Source organism: Catalinimonas alkaloidigena, from assembly GCF_029504655.1.
GTDB lineage: Bacteria > Bacteroidota > Bacteroidia > Cytophagales > Cyclobacteriaceae > Catalinimonas > Catalinimonas alkaloidigena.
Window position 1 is genome coordinate 6,327,602 of record NZ_JAQFIL010000001.1, and the last position, 22,100, is coordinate 6,349,701.

Annotated in this window: 21 protein-coding genes; 12 read left to right on the top strand and 9 right to left on the bottom strand. The window is 44.1% G+C overall.

What is annotated here, in order from left to right:
• Positions 1-88 precede the first annotated feature (88 nt).
• The 3 genes from OKW21_RS25580 to OKW21_RS25590 all read right to left on the bottom strand — a co-directional run bounded on the left by OKW21_RS25580 (position 89) and on the right by OKW21_RS25590 (position 4,803).
• A complete protein-coding gene (locus OKW21_RS25580; protein WP_277485168.1) occupies positions 89-940 on the bottom strand; it encodes a glycerophosphodiester phosphodiesterase family protein in 852 nt (283 codons plus the stop codon).
• Positions 941-1,196: 256 nt separating this feature from the next.
• Complete coding sequence (locus OKW21_RS25585) at positions 1,197-3,920, bottom strand: DEAD/DEAH box helicase family protein (protein WP_277485170.1); 2,724 nt, start codon at positions 3,918-3,920, stop codon at positions 1,197-1,199.
• A gap of 394 nt (positions 3,921-4,314) precedes the next feature.
• Entirely contained in the window at positions 4,315-4,803 is a 489-nt protein-coding gene (locus OKW21_RS25590; RefSeq protein ID WP_420870125.1) for a DUF4385 domain-containing protein, read from the bottom strand.
• A 157-nt stretch (positions 4,804-4,960) separates the two neighbouring features.
• On the opposite strand from OKW21_RS25590, the gene OKW21_RS25595 reads away from it, so the two are divergent.
• Positions 4,961-5,698: an oxygen-binding di-iron domain-containing protein gene (locus OKW21_RS25595; RefSeq protein WP_277485175.1), complete on the top strand. Its 738-nt coding sequence runs from the start codon at positions 4,961-4,963 to the stop codon at positions 5,696-5,698.
• A gap of 59 nt (positions 5,699-5,757) precedes the next feature.
• Positions 5,758-6,603 (top strand): helix-turn-helix transcriptional regulator, encoded by an 846-nt coding sequence (locus OKW21_RS25600; RefSeq protein ID WP_277485177.1) that lies wholly within the window; start codon positions 5,758-5,760, stop codon positions 6,601-6,603.
• Between the two features lie 284 nt (positions 6,604-6,887).
• On the opposite strand, the gene OKW21_RS25605 is transcribed toward OKW21_RS25600, so the two are convergent.
• Positions 6,888-9,368 carry a zinc-dependent metalloprotease gene (locus OKW21_RS25605; protein WP_277485180.1) on the bottom strand — a complete coding sequence of 827 codons (2,481 nt, stop codon included), beginning with the start codon at positions 9,366-9,368 and terminating at the stop codon, positions 6,888-6,890.
• Between the two features lie 158 nt (positions 9,369-9,526).
• On the opposite strand from OKW21_RS25605, the gene OKW21_RS25610 reads away from it, so the two are divergent.
• The 3 genes from OKW21_RS25610 (at position 9,527) to OKW21_RS25620 (ending at position 12,613) form a co-directional block, all read left to right on the top strand.
• Complete coding sequence (locus OKW21_RS25610; protein ID WP_277485182.1) at positions 9,527-10,648, top strand: T9SS type A sorting domain-containing protein; 1,122 nt, start codon at positions 9,527-9,529, stop codon at positions 10,646-10,648.
• A 52-nt stretch (positions 10,649-10,700) separates the two neighbouring features.
• The gene (locus OKW21_RS25615; protein WP_277485185.1) at positions 10,701-11,117 is read left to right on the top strand and encodes a DUF427 domain-containing protein; all 417 of its coding nucleotides are present in this window, start codon (positions 10,701-10,703) and stop codon (positions 11,115-11,117) included.
• Positions 11,118-11,185: 68 nt separating this feature from the next.
• Complete coding sequence (locus OKW21_RS25620) at positions 11,186-12,613, top strand: M14 family zinc carboxypeptidase (protein WP_277485188.1); 1,428 nt, start codon at positions 11,186-11,188, stop codon at positions 12,611-12,613.
• Positions 12,614-12,755: 142 nt separating this feature from the next.
• Here OKW21_RS25620 and OKW21_RS25625 read toward each other — a convergent pair whose 3' ends face one another.
• Positions 12,756-13,139 (bottom strand): VOC family protein, encoded by a 384-nt coding sequence (locus OKW21_RS25625; RefSeq protein ID WP_277485193.1) that lies wholly within the window; start codon positions 13,137-13,139, stop codon positions 12,756-12,758.
• Between the two features lie 76 nt (positions 13,140-13,215).
• Entirely contained in the window at positions 13,216-14,163 is a 948-nt protein-coding gene (locus tag OKW21_RS25630) for a helix-turn-helix transcriptional regulator (RefSeq protein WP_277485195.1), read from the bottom strand.
• Positions 14,164-14,310: 147 nt separating this feature from the next.
• Between OKW21_RS25630 and OKW21_RS25635 the strand changes: the two genes are divergently transcribed.
• From OKW21_RS25635 to OKW21_RS25645, 3 genes are all read left to right on the top strand, one after another.
• Positions 14,311-15,177, top strand: coding sequence for a TraB/GumN family protein (locus OKW21_RS25635; protein WP_277485197.1), 867 nt, complete (start codon positions 14,311-14,313; stop codon positions 15,175-15,177).
• 119 nt (positions 15,178-15,296) lie between these two features.
• Positions 15,297-15,812, top strand: a complete 516-nt coding sequence (locus OKW21_RS25640; protein WP_277485201.1) for an RNA polymerase sigma factor — start codon at positions 15,297-15,299, stop codon at positions 15,810-15,812.
• Entirely contained in the window at positions 15,799-16,356 is a 558-nt protein-coding gene (locus OKW21_RS25645) for a hypothetical protein (protein ID WP_277485202.1), read from the top strand. The genes OKW21_RS25640 and OKW21_RS25645 overlap by 14 nt, the downstream gene beginning before the upstream one ends.
• Positions 16,357-16,407: 51 nt before the next feature.
• Here the strand turns inward: OKW21_RS25645 and OKW21_RS25650 are convergent, their stop codons facing one another.
• The 3 genes from OKW21_RS25650 to OKW21_RS25660 form a co-directional block, all read right to left on the bottom strand.
• Positions 16,408-16,878 carry a hypothetical protein gene (locus tag OKW21_RS25650; RefSeq protein WP_277485203.1) on the bottom strand — a complete coding sequence of 157 codons (471 nt, stop codon included), beginning with the start codon at positions 16,876-16,878 and terminating at the stop codon, positions 16,408-16,410.
• Between the two features lie 204 nt (positions 16,879-17,082).
• Positions 17,083-18,228, bottom strand: coding sequence for an OmpA family protein (locus tag OKW21_RS25655; RefSeq protein WP_277485205.1), 1,146 nt, complete (start codon positions 18,226-18,228; stop codon positions 17,083-17,085).
• A 26-nt stretch (positions 18,229-18,254) separates the two neighbouring features.
• A complete protein-coding gene (locus OKW21_RS25660; protein WP_277485206.1) occupies positions 18,255-19,034 on the bottom strand; it encodes a M15 family metallopeptidase in 780 nt (259 codons plus the stop codon).
• A gap of 129 nt (positions 19,035-19,163) precedes the next feature.
• Between OKW21_RS25660 and OKW21_RS25665 the strand changes: the two genes are divergently transcribed.
• The 4 genes from OKW21_RS25665 (at position 19,164) to OKW21_RS25680 (ending at position 21,674) form a co-directional block, all read left to right on the top strand.
• Positions 19,164-19,433 carry an N-acetyltransferase DgcN family protein gene (locus OKW21_RS25665; RefSeq protein WP_277485207.1) on the top strand — a complete coding sequence of 90 codons (270 nt, stop codon included), beginning with the start codon at positions 19,164-19,166 and terminating at the stop codon, positions 19,431-19,433.
• A complete protein-coding gene (locus OKW21_RS25670) occupies positions 19,399-20,232 on the top strand; it encodes an N-acetyltransferase DgcN family protein (protein WP_277485208.1) in 834 nt (277 codons plus the stop codon). The genes OKW21_RS25665 and OKW21_RS25670 overlap by 35 nt, the downstream gene beginning before the upstream one ends.
• Positions 20,222-21,289 carry a mandelate racemase/muconate lactonizing enzyme family protein gene (locus OKW21_RS25675; protein WP_277485210.1) on the top strand — a complete coding sequence of 356 codons (1,068 nt, stop codon included), beginning with the start codon at positions 20,222-20,224 and terminating at the stop codon, positions 21,287-21,289. Before OKW21_RS25670 ends, OKW21_RS25675 begins: the two co-directional genes overlap by 11 nt.
• 76 nt (positions 21,290-21,365) lie before the next feature.
• Positions 21,366-21,674, top strand: coding sequence for a hypothetical protein (locus OKW21_RS25680; protein ID WP_277485212.1), 309 nt, complete (start codon positions 21,366-21,368; stop codon positions 21,672-21,674).
• Positions 21,675-22,100: the final 426 nt, after the last annotated feature.

Sequence of the window (22,100 nt, forward strand, 5' to 3'; positions counted from 1 at the left end):
GCTTAGGTCAGGTAAAGTATGGGTTGTACATAGGAGCGGAATCGCTCATAGCTGCCTAATTTAAAAAATCTTTGCTTAATTCTACGATCTACTCTTCTGAAGATAGGTGCTGCATCCATTCTAGCGGATAATCGGTCTGAATGATGTTGGCCCCATATTCCAGCAACTTCTCTAAGGCTTCTTCTGCCTTTCCTGCCTGCATAGCCTCGTCAGGATCACCCAGGGCGTTGATCCAAACCCTTGCTTCATGCGACTTGATCAGGTCTACGGTTTTGTCATCATAAAAAGAGAAGTCAATATGCACCACTTCGGGAGAGAAAAGCTGTATGGCAGAATCCGCCATAGCCAAAGAATAAGCCCGGGGCATGATCATAAAGTCTGGATTGGCCGCCTGCACCTTTTCCAACACCTCAAAGTCACTGTCAAAAAAGAAGACGTTGTCTTGCGTCCCGGTCTGCTCCACGATTTCCATCACTTTTTCAATCTCGCTGGTTTTGAGGTCCAGGTCTACCAGGATTTTGCCCTTGCTGAGCAGCAGAATTTCTTCCAGGGTTGGGATTTTGTATGGCGTCACTTCTCCATCGTGCACCAGCGAAAGCTTTTGCAATTCCTTCCAACTCATTTTTTCGGGATCACCTTTGCCGCTAGTGGTTCTGTCTATGGTGCGATCGTGCATCAGGAAGGCCATACCGTCCTCGCTTACTTTTACGTCTATTTCTATGATGTCCACACCCTGCTCAATGGCCTGCTGCACGGCAGGAATGGAATTTTCGGGATATTTATGATGCATTGCCCGATGCGAGGCTACCAAAACACGGGATGAATAAGGATTTAAAAAGTCAGCTTTGAGCTGTTCAAAATCATTCTGCGTAGCGACTTCCTGTCCGAAGGATGTCAGTACAAGGATATACGTCAGCAGGGATAAGAAAGCTTTTTTCATGTAGGTGGATAGGTTTAGGATGAAGCAGAAATGTAAGGCTTTTATGACAGATCAGCCGCTTTTTGCTGTTGTTTTAATGTTAAGAAGCGAAGCAGGCAGGCTCTTCAACGTGCGCAAGGGTATGGTAGGGGCTGTTACCAATAACCAGAGAAGTCCCCAGCCAGAGGCTCCGCCAGGGTGGAAGATGTAAATAGGGATATTAGTCACAGCTACGGCAGCTCGGTCGCAAGGCTCAAGCGACTGGAATCGTTTATTGTTATCTCCATTTATTTATTCTTTCTGCTTTTTCTTCAAATTCTGAAGCAAGCGAATTGATTCTTGCTTTCAGGAGTAATTTTCTCCCTTCAATCGTTCTGGTGTATATCAAATCACATTTCCCAACAAATCCAGACCATTGAGTTTGGAAAAACTCCGCAAACTGTTTTTTCCCCCCAATGACTTCCGGTACTGCATGGTAGTCTTTTTGAGCTATGATTTTAAGAAAATAGTTTTTTCTGATGATGAGATACCTGGGATTGTCAACGATACTGATGGTTTCCTGCAAAGCCTTTATAAAAACAGACTTTTCATAAGTTGTTCCACCTTCCAGATGGCAATAAACTGTACCAAAATCATCTAGTGACGATATTATCCTCAATTTTGAATAATCTGTATGTATTGCTCCTACTTTAATTAAGGATACTAAAAGTGCTTCCCCAATCTGATGTACATCTTTAGCAATATCCCGATATTTGATATACAGTCTTAAGGTTTTAAAGGCAAGACCTCCAAAAGTTATCATGCCTACACTACCAAATACTGCTAAGCAGATGTATACTGCTTCTCGTGATCTCAGATGTCTTGCAATTCTGCTTAGCACTTGTAAAGCCTCTAATCCATACCCAATAAAACCCGAAACGAGGATGCCTATAAGAGACTTGATGGTTCTGGTATAGTAAAGTGATTTGATTTTTCTGTATTCCTCATCTTCAGGGAAAGGAATCAAGATCTCTTCAACCAGGCTGGTTCCAGAAGACAATGCCTGCTGCCACTTTTCTCTCAGTTGGTCTCGCTGTCCAGCACCCAAAAGCATGGCCGCATTTGCATGACGTACTTGTTGTTCTGTGGTAAACTGATGAGGTAAATTCAAACGTCCATATCCATTTTCAATATTTATTTCGTCTCTAAATGAAACGCCCACAAATGCCCTGAAACGTCTTTTCAGTATTTTTATATCATCTCCTCCATCTAAAGCTTCAGGGTTTGCACATACCAAGTGCCAAATGTTAGCAGTTTTGTCATAGTTATGCCTTTCGGTACGTATAGCTCGCCCTCTCATCTGGTTTGATAATACGTAGGAACCTACAAAACTTGCTAGAATCAATGCATTCACTGCTGGAGCATCCCAACCTTCGCCAAGTAAAGATTTAGTACCCACAAGTACTTCAATATTTCCTTGTTGAAAAATCTGTGTAATGATATGGACAACATCAAGCTTCAATTGCTCTGTTAGATTAACCATCAGATACATATCATCGTAAGGAAGCGGAGTAGTGACTAAGTTGTCTACTTTGTATTTATAAGCAACCTCTCTTAATGCTCTTTCTGCTATTTTAGGAATGATAATTAAAGAGCCAGTTAATACACCGAGCTTGATATTTTCTTTATGTGTTCTTCGCAGTTTTTCAAAAATAGGAAGTACTCCAATCTTATTTAATTCCAGGTTATTTTGCGCTTGATGCGTTAGAAATTCTTTTCTTATATAATCTGTGAGGATAACCATTCTCAAATTCTGACCCAGATGTTGGTGCTCAAACGTCACAATATTCTCAATGCTATCCAGTTTACTGATGCTAGAGCTTAATAGCCTATTAATTTTATGATTGTATCTAAAATTGATCGTTCGCCTCTCTATTGCACCATTCCGTATTAGTTTATGCATCATTTTATGTTGATGCTCTTTGTACTGGCTAAAATTGATAGGATCTTTATAAAAATAAAATGTTAACAGTATCTCCATCCACTCATAGTTCAGCGGAGGAATGCTAAACTCTTTATCACCAATAATCTCTGTATGTTCATCGTTAATTTCTTTGCCTAGCGCATGCAGATATATTAATGTGGCTGAATAGTACTCCAGATTATTATATATCCAATCAAGGTGGGCAGCAGGTTGACAATAAATAGGGTGTTGTTCAATTGCTGAAACGAGCACCTCATCAACTTTAATTTCTTCATACAGTGTCCGAATTTTCTGGAAAAACGCTCTGATCTTTTCGTTTTCTTCATTTGTGGGACGTGAGAAATACACATAATCCTGATGAGGGCATAAATCTCCCTCAACAACCAACTCAGGCACAGAAATTTCAGCATCTACAGGTCCATTAAGTGCTGTGTATCTTTGCCATTCTGCATAAGAAACGTCATAAGGCGGGGTAGCTGTTAACCCTACAATGGTAGGCTTAAGTACGTCTTTGACTTTGGTCAAAGATTTCCACCAGGCACTTTTCAAATGGTGCGCTTCATCTACTACAATGGTTCCTACTTGCTGAGCTTGAAAAAGCCGGATAATTTTATTCGTATTATTCCTTCCTTTTTTTACCTTGTCATCTTCATCAATAAATCTTTCCTGAATATCGCCTTCTTCTTCAATTTCTTTGTTGGAGCAAGCAGTATGAAGCGCCTGGTAGGTAACTACGGTTAAAAATTTTGGATTTCTGATATCCCGTGAAATCCAATCCGGTGTATAATCTACTTGTAAGAACAGTTCACAAAATCTATGAACCCATTGGTTACGTATGGCAACAGTAGGAGCAAAAATCAGTGTGGGTTTATTAAGCCTTAAGGCCACTTCTAAACCTAAAACGGTTTTACCGGAACCAGGGGGGGCTATGATATGTAAATGATCATCTTTTAGGTGTTCTTCTAGTTCATCCAGAACTCTTTTTTGATACTTTCGCCAATTGTATTTAAATCTTATCTCAGAAGGAAATGCTTTCAAGTTAATTTATCTTAAAGTCAAAATTAAGCTTTAAGGTGCATACAATCATTATGCTATTTAGTATCGGGCGTACTGTTATATGCTTGCTTTTCCTACTAGCTTCATTTATCAAATGCTGTATAAACCTTACCTCTTCTTCTGAGTATTTTTACAAAAGAAAGGTTGAGGTTATGAAATTGGCAACAGACACTCCATTTCATGGCTGATGATACTCTTAAATTTTATCCGAATGCCATTTGATCAATGAAATGCTTTGTCAAAAACTTTTTTAGGACCAACGAACGGAGCAAACCCTAACGCCAAAAAGGAAAGCTTACATCTCCCCCTAAACCTCAAGAAAAGCAGGCACATCATATCTTCCTGAATATGAAAGGTAGTGTAGCAAATGCTTCGCTTAGCCATACTTTTCCTTATGTACCTTCAGCATCCGCTGATACTCAGGATGCGCCTTGGCTTCCTCCCACTTCGCTTTGAAGATAGCGGCTGACTGGGCTTTTACTGGATCTTCTTCGCGGGGAAGGACTTCTTTGCGGGCTTCTTTCTCCGCTGCTTTGTCAGTCGCCTTCTGAGGATTGCTTTTGTACTTGCGACCACTTTTGTGATTGGCATAACGGCGGGAGCGGGTATAGCCCATCTGCAAAAACTTGCGTGCCATGTCGGCTCCTACAAAGTCCCCGGCTTCCAGGTAATCCAGAAATAGCTGGTAAATCTTCTCAGAAGAAGTGCGGGCAATGTCGGGTGTCTTAAAGCGCCAGTGAGGCAGTATTTCCGACTTATACGGCTCTACCAGCAATACGCCCTGCTCACCCTTGCCCACCAGGTATAGTTCAGGCTGCTTGCGGAAGTCTATCTTGTCAAAATCAAGCTCATAATTAAAAGCCATAGGCATAAAATCTTCCTGTGATAACCCCAGTTTTGCATACTTGTTATCCCCAGCCGCTGTGTTATTGATAGCGCATAAAGGAGAATGTCGTTTTTTTACAATCAGGGGCTTTTAACACCACTTACTTTTGGTGTATGTCTTATAAAAACCCTCAGTCATGAAAATTTCAGAAATCGCCCCCGATGTGTATCGTATCTCTGTATTTGTTCCGGAAATGAACTTACAGTTTAATCACTTTCTTATCAAAGACGATGAGCCTATGCTGTATCATGCGGGCATGAAGCAGATGTTTCCACTTTTGCTTGAAGCAGTAAGCCGACTGATTTCCCCTTCGGAACTAAGATGGATAGGCTTCAGCCATTTTGAGGTAGATGAGTGCGGCGCGCTCAACGAGTGGCTTAAGGTAGCTCCTAATGCCCTGCCTGTCTGCAGTGAGGTGGGAGCACTGGTCAATATGAGCGACTTCTCCAATAAGCCTGCCCATGCTATGGCGAGTAATGCTACCTTGTCTACCGGAAAGTATCGCTACCGTTTCATCAGGACACCGCACCTTCCTCACGGATGGGATGCAGGAGTACTGTTTGAAGAAACGAACAAAACACTTCTCTGCTCTGACCTCTTCCACCAGAACGGTGACGTAACTGAGCTTACCGAGCACGATATCTTATCCCTGCACAAACAATCTCTCCTGGAGTTTGAACAGGGGCCGTTAATGGGATACACACCTTATACCAAGCAGACCGCCGGAATCCTGCATTCCCTGGCAGCCTTAAATCCTTCTACCCTGGCTACGATGCATGGTTCTTCATTCAATGGTAACTGCCAGCAGGCTCTTTACGATCTGGATATTGTATTGAGAGAGCTTTGGGAAGATGTTTCTTATTCCCCGCAATAAATGGTTATATTGAATAATTAATAGCGAGTAAATTTCCCTCATTAGCTGACCCTCTGAGTATGAATTTTTCCCTTCAGGAATACCCACCCTCGGCACTTTTAAGTCCTTTTGTAGAATGCTACTGGAAAGGAGCCTTTAATCTAAATGCTGAGGGGGCGGTTTCCTTTCAGATGGTTCCTAATGCCTGCCTGGAGCTCATTATTCATCTTGATGACCTGCGTTGTAATTTCCCCGGCACAGAAGACTGGGTACAAACGCCCGATTATATGATCATCGGTTTGATTACCCAGCCTCATGAGATTCGCTTTCCCAGCACCGTTCCGGTATTTACGATTCGTTTTAAGCCCGAAGCCTTATATCATCTGTTTCGTTTCAATGGCTCAGAAATCATAGAGACCTACGAAGATATGACGCTATTGCTGGGTAATGATATACGAGATTTTTGCCACCAGATCAGAGAGGAAAGTCAGGTGGAAAGGATGATTCAGCGTGCTGAGAACTATCTTTTGAAAAAGCTGGAAAAACGAAAAGGGGAGCCCGGCTATGTAAATCAGGCGGCTGAACTTATACGTAACTCCCAGCATATCAATATCCGTGATATTTCTGATCATGTATGCGTCAGTCAGCGTCAGCTAGAACGCAAATTCCGCGAAGTGGTAGGAGTCAGTCCTAAACATTACCTGCGGCTTACCCGCATGAACCGGGTGATGCGCGTGCTGGAGCAAAACAGATCACTGAGCCTGAGCAGTGTGGCCTATTATTGTGGGTATTTTGACCAGGCCCATTTTATCAAGGATTTCAAACGCATTACTGGACTCAATCCTACGTTCTTTCACAAAGAAAGGCAAAAGTTCATAGTCTTGCCCGGACAGGTATATATAGATGAGCCACTTTACGGGACTTAAAAAAGCCCTGCCAGATTTTAGATATCTGGCAGGGCTGCTTCAATCAATAATATCCTTCTTTTAAATAAAGATTGTTTTGATTTTTTGCCGATTGTACGATTAAAAGAAATGTAAACAAAGTCATCCCGCAGTGCAACGAAGGGATCTTAGCCGCTATGAAAGTAATAGAATTGGAGAGTTGGTAAAGATTTCTCCGTCGCTCCACGATGGATGCACTCCGAAATGACAATTACTAACGTACTACAAGTTCTTTTTGCTTCCATAAAAGAAAATCAGAATAACCTCTAATGCGTAAAGCCGCACCAGTCTTCCATGCTACTGCCGATAGCATTCAGGGCATCCTGACCGATAGGAGAACCATCGGGAGCCGCCAGCGGATCGGTTACCTTCACATCTTCAGGATCATTCTCAAAGCGACGAACCTGTGCAAGGCCAAAGGTATAGTGTGCTTTCCATTTTTCGTCTACTTCTCCTGCCATATTACTTTCCATAATCTGCTTGATATCGTTTACCTTGAGCGTAGCCAGCGCCCGGGCCTGACCGGAAGCACTGGTGTTGGAGGCAAGCTTGATAAAGTGATCCAGCACCAACCTATCTACCAAACGTTGCAGTTCTCCCGCATAGCCCTGCTGTTTTCTGGCAGCCACAGTCGCCTGAATCAGATCATTGGACATTTCGGTAAAGCCGGGCACATCATCGTAACGGGAAGACAGGTCTATCATTCTCGTTACGCGCTGATGATTGAGCATCAGGTCCAGTGTAAAATTGGCGGCTGACTCCGCCGCGCCTATGGGATCAAAGGTAAGGCCGGTACGTGACTTGAATACTTCCCGATCGTTTTCATAATAACCCAGAGGATAAGGAGGAATAAGCGCCAGCACCTGCTCAGGAATGGCCAAGGCCTCCGGGCTGATGGTTTTCAGCATCGCTTCTATCGCATCACGCTGTTTGTCACCCTCTACCACTGCAAGAGGCGTTTGTCCATCTCCCCGCACTGCGTAGGTATAATTCAGTCCGCCGATAAGCTTGGAAGTAGCTTCTACCTGATAGCGGTGAAACATATACATGGGCACCAGCACTTCTTCCAGAGTTGCTATGGGCTGTCCGAAAGGCACTTTCTTTTCAGAAATATTGTTCAGCGCGATTTCTCTTACCTGCATTACTCTTTCCAGTTCTTCATCAGCATCCGTACCATTGTCCCAGAGGTGGGCGTAAGGATGCGCACCGCTTTCAGCCCTGGCATCACGATCAGAAATAAATAAAAGCTCATCGCTGATAGACTGCTGGATGATATCGTTCAAGCCTTCTTCCTCGTCCACACCTTCGGGAAAATCCTGATAGCCATAAGCGATAGCTACTTTATCCCAGGCACCGATCTCATTGGTATAGGCGTCGAAAAGATCCAGCTCATTTCTGTTTTTGATCTTCACCAAAGGGTGTGGATAGTCCATCACTGAATGCCGACCCTCATAAGTAGAAGCATAATTATGTGAAAGGCCCAGCGTATGCCCTACTTCATGGGCACCTAACTGGCGGATGCGCTGCAAAGCCATCTCCATCATCTCTTCAGAGACTTCTTCGCCTTCTTCATAAGCCGCTACCAGACCAGAAGCGATCAGGAAGTCCTGACGAACACGCAAAGAACCGAGCGTCACCTTGCCTTTGATGATTTCTCCGGTACGGGGGTCATAAATACTGCTTCCATAAGACCAGCCGCGGGTAGAACGATGTACCCACTGCACATAGTTGTAGCGGATATCCATAGGATCGGCATCTTCGGGCAGCAGTTTTACCTGAAAAGCATCCTTATAACCGGCTGCTTCAAAAGCCTGGTTCCACCAGCGGATACCATCCATGAGGGCCGAACGTATCGGCTCGGGTGCGCCAGGATCCAGATAGTAAATGATAGGCTCTACAGCTTCGCTGACCTCCGCACTGGGGTCCTTCTTCTTTAGACGATGGCGGCGGATAAAGCGCTGCATGATAGGTTGGTCCACATCAGTAGCATAATCCATATACTGGATAGAGCCATAGCCCGCCCGCGGATCAAACTTACGCGGCTCGTAATCATCATCGGGCAGTTCTACAAAAGAATGGTGCTGGCGTACTGTAAAAGCATCCGGGTTGGGGCTCACCGAACGCAGATAAGCGCCCGCATCAGAACCCGTGAAGGTCAATGTAACTTCAAATTCCGTATTTTGAGGGAAATTTTTGGTCAATGGCAGGTAAAAAGCCGAGCGGGATTTGTCCAGGCTAAAGCTTCCCTGCTTGGTGCGCTTGATCATGTCTTTCACGCCTACCGCATCATTGAGAAAGAAGTCGCTGGCATCTACCAGCACGCTGCCCTCTTCTTCCGCTTCTACTTTGAAGCCATACATCACCGCTTCGGCAAAGGATTCTTTCACCGCCCGCTTCTCGTCGGGATTATCGGTAATGGCCCGATAGTCCTGATTAGGCTCTACAAACAGGATTTTGGGTCCGCTACGTCGGAACTGCATCACCTGAGAGCGGTTGAGGCGTCCCCGGTCCAGACCGATGTCATTGGACCCCGCTCCGGCGGACAGTGAATTATAATAAAGAAAGTCGGTATCAAACTTATCGATCTCCAGCCAGATTTTGCCCTCTTCCTCATCCCAGTAGAAGGTAAAATAGCCTTCGTACTTTTCCATGTCTTTGGTTTTCTCGCTGATGGTTTCATCATCGGCAGCAAAGGAGGTGAGCACAAGGCCGCAAAGCGCCATGTACAATAGTAAGTATTGTTTCATAGGTTAGGTAAATTTAGGCTTAGCATTCGGTTAAAATATCTCAAATACCCTTTAAACCCTTTTTCGCTTTGTTGTGTCTAAATATATAGAGGAAGAAAGGGAAGATTGTAAATATAGAATTCTAAGGGAAGGAATGTCAAACGCAAAGAGGAAATTTCATGAAGCAAGTATACAAAATATTTTATTCTGCAATATTCATGTTCATCTTACTGAATATTCCGGAAGACATAAAGGCTACTCACCTTATCGGAGGAGAGATTAGCGCTACTGCTACTAACTGCCAGAGCTATGCTTATGAGATTGAGATTAATCTTTATGAACGTACTGGTTCTGATGTAGAATTTGGACCGGGTGAGTTGTATGTGGGTCATGGAGAACCTATCACGTTTGATTATCCAGGGATAGAAGCAAGTACATATCAAGTGGATGGTCAACTCTACAGAAAAAGTACGTTTTCTGTAAGTCATACATTTCCCGGCCCGGGAGAATACACTCTTTATTTAAAGGAATCCAACCGTAATGCTGATGTGGCGAACATGCGAAATTCGGTATTAACTCCTTTTTATATTGAAACTCTGATCAATATAGATGCGCTTCAGGGCTGCAACAGTTCACCACAGTTGGTTGGTCCGATCAGCCCTTTGGCATATGCCAAATCTATTTACAGCATGCCCTTAGCCCCTACGGATGCTGATGGCGACAGCCTGAGTTTTGAACTGATTACGCCTATGCAAAACATAGATGAAAATGTCAGCGGCTACCGCCTGCCTCATGAGTTTGACCTCCGCTTCGCTCCTCAGCCGGTTTCTGCTGATGGAAATACCCCCAGGATGTATTTTGATAAAGACGCTTTGGTATGGGATGCCCCTAACCTGGGAGGCGAATTTGCGGTGGCGTTGCGTGTCAACGAATGGCGTGAAGTAGATGGGGAATGGACAAAAATAGGCTATGTTACCCGAGACTTTACTTTGCATGTGATGGATACGCTGAATAATACGCAGGCACAGAACTATATCACCTCTACCCGGGAAGAAATAAGCAAATCTAAGGTCAATATCTTTCCTAATCCTACTCCCGGCGAGTTTACCCTGGAGGTTAACGATGACCAATGGCTGGGAGGCACAGTAGGTATCTATAACATTCTGGGACAAGAGATCATGCAGGAAGCTGTGGTATCAGGTGAAACCCAATATGATATTAGCGCTGCCAGTCAGGGGGTGTACTTCCTCACGCTGCAAAATGGCAACCTCAAAAAGACAATTCGTTTCATGAAGCGGTGAAAGTTTAAAACAATTTACCTCGCTTTGCCTGTTGCTCTAATAAAACAAAAAGATGAGCGATACAGAAAAAGTAACTTTGGTAAAGAACGCTATTCATGACCCTAATGATGCGCGTCATTTTATGCGTGTGAAGTCGGTTGATAAGACGGTTACAGCTACAATTGATGGTAAAGAAATTGCCAAATCCAACAAAGTGCTGAAGGTGCAGGAAGTGGGTTTTGACCTCTACGATCCGGTATACTACTTTCCCAAAGATGATGTGCAGATGGATGCCTTACACAGAACTGAAAAGTCTACCCACTGTCCGCTGAAAGGCGATACCGAATATTTTGATGTCAACTTTTCTGGCACCCAACTGGAAAATGTGGCCTGGCACTACAGCCAACCGCTGGACAGAAGTAAAATGCTAAAAGAACACATTGCTTTTGATCAGTCGCAGGTACAGATCATAGAACATACTGATGTCTAAACCAGCTGAAATCTGAAGTACTTGTCCTTTTCAGCATTTAAAGCTAGGTTTGGCAGAAATTTTCGCATATGAAGTACCTGATTTTGCTCGTTTTCTCCCTAATCTTTTGCCAGGTAGGGTGTGCCCAGAAGCCTGTTTACCAGCAGGTATATGATGCCTACAATAAATATAAAGAAGAAGCTATCCAGACAAGGCGCTTCACACACAGTGAGCTTGAACCTATCTTGCTCAAACTAAAAGAACAGCCAGGATTCAACGTGACAAAGCTGGGTGAATCTATTGAAGGGAGGGCGATTTATGATGTTTCTTTCGGGCAAGGAGAAACACAGGTACTGCTATGGTCACAGATGCATGGCGATGAGTCTACTGCCACCATGGCCGGGCTGGACCTGTTCAGCTTTTTCACTTCCGACGATAATAGGTTTGAGGAGGTACGGAATACAATTTTGCAAAATGTAAGCGTACATTTCATCCCCATGCTCAATCCCGATGGAGCGGAAGAGTTTGAGCGTCGTAATGCGCTGGGCGTTGATATGAATCGTGATGCCCTCCGCCTGCAATCCCCCGAGTCGCAAATCCTTAAAAATATTAGAGACAGCCTGGATGCAGATTTTGGCTTCAACCTGCACGATCAGAGCACTTACTATACTGCCGGAGTCAATGAGGAAGCGGCTACCATTTCTTTCCTGCCCCCGGCTTATAATTATGCCAAAGACATCAATCCGGTACGGGAGCGGGCTATGCAGATGATCGTACAACTGAATGAAGCCTTACAGCATTATGTAGAAGGGCATGTGGCCCGCTATAATGATGATTTTGAACCCCGTGCCTTCGGTGATAATATTCAGAAGTGGGGCACCAGCACCGTACTGATAGAGTCAGGGGGTTATCCGGATGATCCTGAAAAGCAACAGATCCGCAGACTCAACTTTATGCTGCTCGTCACAGCCTTGCATTCTATCGCTACTGAAAGCTACAAAAAGCTTGACAGAGAGAAATACTGGGAAATTCCTGAAAACGAACGTTATCTCTACGACCTTATCGTCCGAAATGTACAGAAAGAGGTGAATGATAAACTATATACCATAGATGTAGGTGTCAATCACATTGAGATTGAATTTGAAAACATCAACGACTTTTTTCCGATTGGAAGCATACAGGAGTTAGGCGACATGTCTACTTTTTATGGCTATGAAGAATTTGACGCGGAAGGCATGGTGGCTGTACCCGGTAAGGTATATGAAAAAGTGCAACCCGACTTGACTGCGGTACAAAAACTAAATGCGAAGAAATTGATGAGAGAAGGCTACACCACAGTAAGAGTATCGGATTTATCGGGGCAGGAAGATATCCGCAAGCAGCTTATTCTGGATGTCACCAGCCGCTACTCTGAGCCCGACCATAGCCTAAAAATGCGGAATCGCCCCAACTTCATTCTGGAAAAAGACGGTGAGCCTCAGTATGCTGTGGTGAATGGTTTTCTGCGGAAGCTTTAAAAAAAAAGCAAAACCCTTTACGCACTCTGCGTGATCATTTCTTTGCGCCCTTTGCGTGAAACCTAATGGAGCTTTTGTTCACGCTGAGAACGCAAAGGTTTGGGACGCGAAGGGCGCAAAAGGTTTTTTCTGAGCACCTTCTTTAGATTTCCTGCCCTACCTCCACTGGCAGGCGCATGTATACATCCACGCCCATGCCGTTAGGGTCTTCAATCACAAAATGGCGATCGCCCCATTTTTCGTTCTTAGGCTCGGTGATGAGCGGGGCTTTAGCTTCCAGCAGGCGATGGTATTCAGCATCCACATCTTCTACTTCCATTGCTAACCAGGTCCCCTGCGTATAAGAGGGATTAAATAAACGATGTTGTCCGGGAATTTCCGGCTGCATAAAGGCCAACTCATAAGGGCCTCTTTTTAGCAAGACAAACCACTCAGCTTCATAGATGGTCTCAAAGCCAAAATACTGTTCGTAAAAGGCTTTACTCTCCTGGATTTTGTGGGTAATGATTCCGGTGTACATTTGCATAAGTCTGTGAATTTTGGTGATAGCACAAACTTATGAGCGCAGGGTGACAACCCTATGTCAGTAGGGTTCGCAATATTTACAAAAAATGCTGCTGAAGCTCTTCTATCAGCTCTTGCATCTTGTGCTTCAGGCTCTCCGGTTCAATGATGCAGACATGATTTGTATAGGTCAGGAGCCAGCGGGCAAAATACTGTTCTGAACCTACCATAAACCACATTTCACTGCCGTTTTCATCTTTTTCTTCCTGTATAAAACCCTGGGCATAACGGGTTTGCATAGTATAACGAGCTACTTTCTGGTCAAAATACACTTTCATTAACCTGGCATCAGTGGTCTGGCTCTGCTCTTTGAGATATTGTTCCAATGAGATACGGTCGCGCAAATGATAGTGCTGACTCAGCACATTGACCTTGCTCATCCGGTCCAGCCGGAAATCGCGATAGTCCTGACGTAACTGACAGAAAGCGATAACATGCCAGGCGTCACCGTAGTAAACCAGCCCGATTGGTTCAATACTGCGCTTGGTAAATACGCCACTGGCGGGAGAGAAATACTCCATTTCTATTACCTGCCTTTGCATCAGTGCCTGCTGTAGCTTGCTCAGGTGGATATCATCGGGATGATCTGTGCGGGCCAGCGGAGCCATCACTTTTACCTTATCCTGAAGATCTTCCAGCATGTCCTGCTCCTGAGTAGACAGTACCGATTTAATTTTGAAGAGCGCACTTTCGTAGGCCTGTTGTACACCTATGTCGGTGAAAGAATTGATAAAATGATGGGCAGTGAGCAGTGCCCGGGCCTCTTCCGGACTAAACATGACCGGTGGTAGCCGATAACCATCTGCCAGAAAATATCCGATACCAGCCTCAGAACCTATTGGAACACCGGCTTCCTCCAGTGCACGCACATCCCGGTACACTGTACGAAGGCTGATGTCAAAACGATCGGCCATTTCCTGGGCTTTAGTGACTCGTTGACTTTGTAGCTGAATAAGCATGGCAGTGAGGCGGTCAATACGGTTCATAAGCAAGTTTGGATGACATTTGCATAAAATTAAAAATCCTGATCAAGGATATAGTAAGTTTTTCACCATATTTTCGCAGCTCGAATGCAATCATCCCATAGTTTTGTATACTAACCAGTCAGCACATTACATAACCTTCAAATGAATATGAAAAAGTTAGTCTGGATAATATCTATTTTAGCAGTAAGGCTTACCCTTCCCTTAGACGCTGCTGCCCAAACTGATAAATCTTTGCTCTGGAAAATCAGTGGCAAAGGGCTGAAAGCCCCTTCTTATCTCTATGGTACTATTCACTTAATGTGCCCCGGTGACATCAAAATTACACCTGCCATGCAGAAAGCCCTGGATGAAACTGAGCAACTGGTGCTGGAACTGGATATGGATGAGCCAGGAGTGATGCAGAAAATGGTCGCGGCTTCTATGATGCAGGATGGTACTACGCTTCAGAGCCTCCTGAGTGAAGATGATTACGAGATGGTAGCAAAATATCTGCAAGACTCGGTAGGTGTGCCTATGCAGGCAATGAGTAAGATGAAACCCATGCTACTTAGCTCAGTAATTATGATTCCTATACTAGACTGTCAGCCGGGATCTTACGAAATGAAGCTGGTAGAGGCTGCCAAGCAGCAGGCAATGGAAGTGCATGGCCTGGAAACTATAGCTGATCAGATCGCGGTATTTGATGCTATTCCACTGGATGAGCAATCTGACTATCTGGTAAAAACCATCCGGGAGTATGACCAGAGTGTGGATGAAATAGAATCTTTACTGGAAAAGTATCAGCAGCAGGATATTCAAAGTCTTTATCAACTGGTACATGAGAGTATGACGGACATGGAGGGTGCGGAGAAAGCTTTGCTGGATGATCGCAATCAAAAATGGCTGCCACTGATAGAAGAAATGGCAATAGAAAGAGCCAGTTTTTTTGCAGTTGGTGCAGGCCACCTGGGTGGATCTAAAGGCGTGATCAACTTACTGAAAGAAGCAGGATATGCAGTCAAAGCTGTTCAGTAAAGATTATTGATTCTCATAGTACAAAACCAGCTTCTTCAGGCTGGTTTTTCTTTTTTAGAACACCCACAAAAGTGCTTTGGCTAATTTTTTTTAACCTGCTGTAAGAAAAAAGGGCCTTTTTGCTACTTACTCAGCAAAAATCAGTATTGAAAGAAGATTTTACCCATATCATCAGTCAGCATCAGGGCATCGTTCATAAGGTTTGCCGCATCTACCGGGATACGCCTGAGGATAGGGAAGACCTGTTTCAGGATATTCTCTATCAGCTATGGAAATCCTGGCCTTCCTTCAGGGGTGAAGCTCAGGTGTCAAGCTGGATGTATAAGGTAGCACTGAGTACGGCCATCGCCCGTTATCGCAAACCTTCTGTGTTCCAAAACACCATCCCTCTTACCGCTCAGGAAGGGGAAGAACGGCAGCAAGCCGAGCACCCTGAGAAGGAAAAATTGTACCGTGCTATTGCCCTGCTCAATGATGCTGACAAGGCTATCATCACCCTTTATCTGGATGATTACGCTTATGAAGAGATAGCTGAGATTATAGGTATATCGGTCAATTATGTAGGCGTAAAAATCAACCGTATCAAAGCAAAATTAAGTCAATTACTAAATCCCAAATCACATGAACCTGGATGATTTGAAAAACCAATGGCAGTCAGAACAAGCTGAAAAAAGTGCCGAGCAGATTCAGCAGATGGTAAAGCATCGCGCTGCCTCTGTTTCAGCAAAGGCTCAGAAGAAAACACTTATTGAATCTGCCGCCTTTGTGGTAGTACTTATCGTTTTCTTTACCGGCCTGGACCCGGAAAAAAATTCTTTGTGGGTCAATTTGCTTTTTCTGGCAACAGTGAGCATAGGCATTGCTAATAACCTCTGGCTTTACCGAAGCCTAAGCCTTAACCGGAAAGCTCAGGATTTGCAAAAATCTTTACAGAAGATCGTGAGGCGACTTTGGGTACAGATACAGTTTTCGGTTGTTTTTTCCGTGCTGTTTTTCAGTAGTATGCTTGCTTTCCTAATGCTGAGAGTTTCTTTGACTTCAGAAAAGCTCATTTTTATCCTTTTACTGCTCGGACTAAGTATAATGGTCAGAAGCGGCGTGGAAATCAGAAAGTGGATGCTGAGTATCAGGAAAATTAATCTTTCGCTTGAGTCACTTGCTGCATCAGAGCAGCTATAAAAAAACCACGCCTTTGCGGGCGTGGATTCTTTCATTCTGAAATGTTATTTTTTATTTTGTTAATGTAAGCATGGTTTTAATAGTAAAATTTCCATACACTCCAGTGGGGTCTTCATAAGAAAGCACAGCTTTAGTATCCGATAAAGATTTCACTTTATATTCTACAGTATGATCACCTTCAGTAACTGTAAGTGTCTGCTTTTCTGCCGACCAGGATCCGTTTGTATCACTTCCACTCTCCTGAATCACCAATAATCCTTGCTCCTGAAAGTTGAGTCTGGCTGCAAGCTCGAACCCACTCAAGTTAATTTCTTCCAGGTACTCGCGTTCCTCTTCATTAGCTCCAGTTTCCTCGACATATTCCTGCAGAGTTTTTCCACCAAAGGTAGTTTCAGCAGACTCCAGTGTCCACTCACCAATAATCCCTACCTGTACATCAAAATCCTCTTCATCTTTGCTACAGGAGAAGAGAGACACTACCATCATTGACAACAGCATCAGAGATAAAACATTCTTTTTCATAGATCGAATAAATTTGGTTTATAATGCACCAAAGTTCACTCAAACAGGTCATTAGAAAAATTACATTTCCCCTAGCCTTTGCCATAGGTAATATTCAAAGGTTTTACTTATAAATTCACAAAAAAATAGTCAAAATAAAAGAAAAATAAATAAGTGTATATACTCATAAAAATACATATACAGAGTATTTACCATATATTTTCTTCAATTTTCCACCCATACCTCTACACGGCGATTTTGAGAGCGACCCGATTCTTCAGTATTGGAAGCAACGGGTTCATCTTCACCTTTACTCTGTCGATACAAACTTACTTTTCCCCTTAATCCCAAGCTTGCCAGATAATTTACGACTGCCTGTACTCTCTTTCTGGCCAGCTTTTCGTTGTAATTGCTTGTGCCTAGCGCATCGGTATGACCAATTACCCGGATGGCCCGGGGAGAGTACGTCAATACTTGTTTTGCAAATGTCTGCAATTGTCTTCGTGCCTCTTCTGTGAGCTCACTGCTGTCCCAGTCAAAAAGGATAATACTGTGGGGTATGGCAGAAGTACTATCTTTTAAATCTGCTTCTGCCTGAAGAGGTTGATCAAAGCTGCGGAATGACTTTTCTTTCAGCATGACGCTGGAGTCCAGCATGGCATCATCTACATCAGCTATGGCTAATTTGATGCGATAATAGCGGCCGGGCACTACCCTGGCCTGGGCAGTTAATAGTTTTGTCATACCATCATATTCCAGTATGTCATGCCAGGGCGCGGTTCTGCGATCTGTATTGTCAATAAACCACTCAGCATTGCGCCGGGCATTGATATTATCTATATGTACCGGCAATTGGGTGTTGGGAACAATGGCTAAATTTTGTTCCTTCTGTGTACTGATATCGGTAAGGATGAAGGCAAATACATCATTAAAGCCTTTCCCTACATATTCAGGGTATTCATCGGAAGCAAAGATATAGTCAAAGGCGATGGTATTGTGCTCTGGTAGAAATGTAAACTCCAGTACCGTAGCGTCATAGGTTGTTCTGCCGCTAAGCTTATCCAGGTGCTCATCCCCCTCTTTATAAAATGCAGTACTCCGATTTGGAGAGCTATTAGGACCAATAGTATTCTTTGCTTTTCCGGTAGAAAGGATAATCCCTTTTTCCAAAGGAAAGCCCGGATATTCGGTTTCGAGAAGCCCGATGGACTGATAAGAACCACGATAGCTGATCGTGCGCAGCACTGTTTTTCCTCCTACAAATACTTGACGCACCAGGCTTTCTGCTGTATAGGATGTATCAACGCTGATCTGAGCCAGACAGGATAAGGAAGAAAACAGCGACAGCCCTATGATACCGCATCTGAACATAACTTATTAACGAGCCATACATAAGTTTATTCCACAATGCCATAACGCTGATCTGCTTCTGCCCTGGACATAGCATTGAAATGCCACCATTCGCTGGTGATGGTGGAGAAACCGGCCCGGGTCATCACCTCGCGTAGCAGTCGGCGATTAGCTACCTGTGCTTTGCTAAGCTCACCTTTTTCTAACATTTCTTCTTCATGTATAGGGTAGGCTTTCACGCCAAAATAGTCGAAGTCAGTTCCCATATCAATGGGCTGGCCATCAGCATCGGCAATGGTCAGGTCTACTGCTGCTCCGTAATTGTGGATAGAGCCTTCCTGAGGGTTGGCGACATATTTATGTTTATCTTCTATCGGCCTGTCCAATGTATCCCATAAGATTTGCTGTACGGAACGTGGGCGTACCGCATCATAAATGTATAAATTATAGTCAGGGTTAGTTTCTTTAAGGTACTGATTTGCCTGTGCCAACATTTTTGCAGGTTCGGGCTGCATATAGGCTTCGTCAAAATCTCCATACACATCCACGCCCACAAAATTATTGGTAGTGCTATAACGCAGAAATACTACGATGCTGGAATCTACTTCCTTGACCTTAACCAGGCCCTGTGCTATTAAGCTCTCTTCTAAACTGTTTAAAGATGCTTTTTCCATACTCTCTGTAGTATCTGTTTTTATCATCGTTTCTGCCCGGGCCTCCAGACTATCCGGCTTCTGATTACCAGATTCCTCCTTTGTGGATGGCTGGCAGGCGGTGAGTATGCTCATACAAAACCCTATTCCCAAATGATAGTTAAGTATTCTCATTTTGCTACTGCATAAGATTAAAGTCTCAAAGCTACTAAAGTGCACCAAAGCACAAAATAAACATTTCCTCACATCTGAATTTTAAGCATATTTTATTATCTATGCTTCTCATACACTACTCAAGCATTTATGGAAGGAAACGCAATCATCATTACCCAGGGTTACCTGGATACTCCCCGTGCAAAAACAGCTCACGGACTGATCAGAGATACCTCTAAATATAAAATTCTGGCGGTGGTTGACCATCTGCATGCCGGTAAAGACGCCGGAGAAGTAGTAGATGGCAAAGGCCGCGGCATACCCGTTTTTGAAAACCTCCAGACCTTCCTGAATACTTCTGCCGAAGAAGCACAGTTCTGTCTGGGTGGGTGTAGCCGGAAAGGGGGGACTCATTCCTGAAGGAATGCTGGACACGGTCAAAGAAGCGATTCGTGCCGGGATGTCTATCATCAGCGGGCTGCATGAGTTTATGAGCGATATTCCGGAGATGATTACCATGGCAGAAAAGCATAAGGTCACGATCACTGATATTCGCAAACCCAAACCCCGCCATGAGCTGAAGTTCTGGACCGGACGTGTCAAAAATGTCAAATGCCCCAAAATCGCTATACTAGGCACAGACTGCAATCTGGGTAAGCGTACTACCACCCGTATGCTGATGCATGCTTTACAGCAGGCCGGGATTAAGTCAGAAATGATATATACCGGACAAACCGGCTGGATGCAGGGCAGCCAGTTTGGATTTATCTTCGATTCTACTTTTAATGACTTTATCTCTGGCGAGTTGGAAGATGCCATCGTCCGCTGCTGGGAGGCGGTAAAGCCTGATGTAATTTTGCTGGAAGGTCAAAGCTCGCTCTGCAATCCCAGTGGCCCGGGTGGCTCAGAATTTTTATTGTCAGGAGAAGCCAAGCAGGTGATATTACAGCATGCCCCCGGTAGAAAGTATTTTCACCATTTTGATGATGAACAACTGGAGATACCTGCGATAGAAAAAGAAATCCAACTGATAGAAATGTACGGTTCTAAGGTTTTTGCCATTACCATCAACGAACAAAACCTGACGCCGGAACAAGCCAGGCAATACAAACAGCAATACGAGGAACAGTTTGGCATACCTGTGATCATTCCTTTACAGGAAGGATTGGAAGCCACAGTTCCTCTCATCCAGAAAATAACTGAAAGCTATGAAGATTAAAGACATCAAAATAAGCAAAGAGAATCTCGAGCTGACTCGTCCCTACAGCATTTCTTATAAGTCAGTTGATTCGGTAGACAATTGTATTGTAGAGATTGTACTAGAAAATGGCATGAGTGGTCTGGGTGCGGCCAACCCCAGCAAATATGTGGTAGGAGAAGATGTGAATGACACCGTGAATCTGCTGGAAGAACATGACTTCGACTGGCTCGTCGGGCGCGATGTACGCGAAATGCAACAACTCTGCTATGAAGTCAATCAGCATTTTCCGAAATATCCCGGTGTGCAGGCCACCTTGGATATTGCCCTTCATGACTTATTTACCAAATATCTGGATATTCCACTGGTAAAATATTTGGGGCAGAAACATACTTCCCTACCTACCTCCATTACCATTGGCATCAAAGGCGTTGAAGAAACTTTGGCAGAAGCCAAGGAGTATGTAGGCAGAGGCTTTACACATATCAAGGTTAAAACCGGTGTCTCTCTGGAGGAAGACATTGCCCGCCTGCAAAAGCTGAAGGAGCATTTCAAAAAAGATATTGTGCTTCGGGTAGATGCCAACCAGGGTTATACCAAAATGCAGCTGGAAGACTTTTACTACAAAACGCTTTCTATGGACTTGGAATTGATAGAACAGCCGCTGCCCGCTGATGCCATAGAAGAATACAAGAAGCTCCCTTCTGCGGTAAAACAAATGGTTGCCTTGGATGAAACCGTCAAGAACTCACATGATGCGTTGCAACTGGCCTCCAAGCCTACTGCCGGAGGGATTTTCAACATCAAGCTGATGAAATGTGGAGGAATCAGTTGTGCCAAAGAGATCGCTGCCATCGCTGGTGGAGCTGATATAGACCTGATGTGGGGCTGCAATGACGAAAGCATCATCAGTATCTCGGCGGCCCTGCATGCTGCTTTTTCTTCTGCCAATACCAAGTACATTGACCTGGATGGCAGCTTTGACCTGGCCCGTGATGTAGTCAAAGGTGGTTTTGTGCTAAAGGATGGTGTGATGTCGGTTACCGACAAGCCCGGCCTTGGGGTAGAAAGGGTGTAGACATTTTTTTAACAAAGCACTGGTGTAGCAGGTTACTTTTTTCGCATCATTTTTACCAATAGGTAAATCTGATCACATGAAATCTTTCAAGTTCATCCCAAGTCTGGCACTATTTATCTTTTTAGCCTGTAGCTGTAGTAATATTTTTTATGCAGATTTTGAAGAGGATGTAGTCGTAAGCCTCAATAACGCTAGTCCTTTGGTCAGGAACAAGCAGGGGCAGCAATGGTCAAACATTCTTCATCCGGCAGATGGCTTTAATATTATTACTAAGGGGACGCTGATTGCCCAAAGGTATACACTGGACAATGCTGATAAGGCAAATGAGACCGCGTCAGCACAAGAAATCTCATGGCATTTCCTACTTATGAGGGTTACAAAATAGCCCTTTTCACCATGTTTAAGCACCAGCAACCCACGCCGGGAATTACCATTCCGGGAATTACCATTCCGGGAATCGCCATTCCGGGAATCGCCATTCTGGGGGCTATTTTATTCCGAACCTAAAACTCTGCACCTCGCCCTTTTACAGCAAAAAAACACCTTATTGTTTATGCTCAGCTACTTATCAGCTTTGCTTGGCAGGCATGACACGCTGGAATATATGTTGCAAGCCGGGATTGGTCTTCTCTAAAAACTCTTTGAGAGGTGAACTGGAGCACATGTACAAAAGCCAAACAGGAGTAAATAAGCGAGCTTAAGCATGAAGTATATTCTCTGAGTTTTTCCAGATGAACAGTATGGGCTTCTACTAAGCTTTTTTTAATAAAGCCATCTTTTATTCGTTATTTTAGCGGAAAATTTTATTAGC

Bases quoted from the DNA above. Each gene is read 5' to 3' on its own strand.
- OKW21_RS25580 (WP_277485168.1), bottom strand. From the start codon at position 940: ATGAAAAAAGCTTTCTTATCCCTGCTGACGTATATCCTTGTACTGACA.
- OKW21_RS25590 (WP_420870125.1), bottom strand. From the start codon at position 4,803: ATGGCTTTTAATTATGAGCTTGATTTTGACAAGATAGACTTCCGCAAG.
- OKW21_RS25595 (WP_277485175.1), top strand. From the start codon at position 4,961: ATGAAAATTTCAGAAATCGCCCCCGATGTGTATCGTATCTCTGTATTT.
- OKW21_RS25600 (WP_277485177.1), top strand. From the start codon at position 5,758: ATGAATTTTTCCCTTCAGGAATACCCACCCTCGGCACTTTTAAGTCCT.
- OKW21_RS25605 (WP_277485180.1), bottom strand. From the start codon at position 9,368: ATGAAACAATACTTACTATTGTACATGGCGCTTTGCGGCCTTGTGCTC.
- OKW21_RS25610 (WP_277485182.1), top strand. From the start codon at position 9,527: ATGAAGCAAGTATACAAAATATTTTATTCTGCAATATTCATGTTCATC.
- OKW21_RS25615 (WP_277485185.1), top strand. From the start codon at position 10,701: ATGAGCGATACAGAAAAAGTAACTTTGGTAAAGAACGCTATTCATGAC.
- OKW21_RS25620 (WP_277485188.1), top strand. From the start codon at position 11,186: ATGAAGTACCTGATTTTGCTCGTTTTCTCCCTAATCTTTTGCCAGGTA.
- OKW21_RS25625 (WP_277485193.1), bottom strand. From the start codon at position 13,139: ATGCAAATGTACACCGGAATCATTACCCACAAAATCCAGGAGAGTAAA.
- OKW21_RS25630 (WP_277485195.1), bottom strand. From the start codon at position 14,163: ATGAACCGTATTGACCGCCTCACTGCCATGCTTATTCAGCTACAAAGT.
- OKW21_RS25635 (WP_277485197.1), top strand. From the start codon at position 14,311: ATGAAAAAGTTAGTCTGGATAATATCTATTTTAGCAGTAAGGCTTACC.
- OKW21_RS25645 (WP_277485202.1), top strand. From the start codon at position 15,799: ATGAACCTGGATGATTTGAAAAACCAATGGCAGTCAGAACAAGCTGAA.
- OKW21_RS25650 (WP_277485203.1), bottom strand. From the start codon at position 16,878: ATGAAAAAGAATGTTTTATCTCTGATGCTGTTGTCAATGATGGTAGTG.
- OKW21_RS25655 (WP_277485205.1), bottom strand. From the start codon at position 18,228: ATGTTCAGATGCGGTATCATAGGGCTGTCGCTGTTTTCTTCCTTATCC.
- OKW21_RS25660 (WP_277485206.1), bottom strand. From the start codon at position 19,034: ATGAGAATACTTAACTATCATTTGGGAATAGGGTTTTGTATGAGCATA.
- OKW21_RS25665 (WP_277485207.1), top strand. From the start codon at position 19,164: ATGGAAGGAAACGCAATCATCATTACCCAGGGTTACCTGGATACTCCC.
- OKW21_RS25675 (WP_277485210.1), top strand. From the start codon at position 20,222: ATGAAGATTAAAGACATCAAAATAAGCAAAGAGAATCTCGAGCTGACT.
- OKW21_RS25680 (WP_277485212.1), top strand. From the start codon at position 21,366: ATGAAATCTTTCAAGTTCATCCCAAGTCTGGCACTATTTATCTTTTTA.